Here is a 431-nt window from a genome sequence, read left to right as displayed (position 1 = left end):
CTTCTCGCCGATTCGTAAGGCGCTCTTCGTCGCGATCATGATCGGATCCTCCTCGGCCGGTCCGGCCTTCGCCGGCGCCGCGGCCGGGGGCGCGACCGAGTTCACGCAGATCCTCAACAACGGCGAACTGATCAGCCTCGTCGGCCAGTCGACGACGCAGATCAACAACCAGATTCAACAGATCGCCCAGCTCGCCCAGCAGATTCAAAATCAGTTGAGGATTTACCAGAACATGCTGCAGAACACCGCGCAGCTGCCGTCGCATGTCTGGGGGCAGGCCGAGAACGATCTCAAGCAGCTACAGAACATTGTCAATCAGGGCCAGGGCATGGCCTTCTCGATGGGCAATATCGACGACGTGCTCAAGCAGCGCTTTCAGAGCTACGCCCAGTTCAAGACTAATCTGCCAAACGGTGCGAGCTTCGCATCGA

The 431-nt window shown here is 59.2% G+C and carries 1 protein-coding gene; it reads left to right on the top strand.

Features of this window, described 5'->3' with window-relative positions; all coding sequences use genetic code 11:
- Nucleotides 1–431, top strand: a 431-nt coding sequence (gene trbJ / locus AACY45_RS28815) for a P-type conjugative transfer protein TrbJ (protein WP_339548882.1), incomplete at both ends; no start/stop codon positions are given.

Source organism: Pseudomonas sp. RA_35y_Pfl2_P32 (genome assembly GCF_963970735.1).
In the GTDB taxonomy this organism is placed as follows: domain Bacteria; phylum Pseudomonadota; class Gammaproteobacteria; order Pseudomonadales; family Pseudomonadaceae; genus Aquipseudomonas.
The sequence above is the reverse complement of the archived record's forward strand: the minus strand, read 5'-3'. Positions and strand labels throughout refer to the sequence as shown.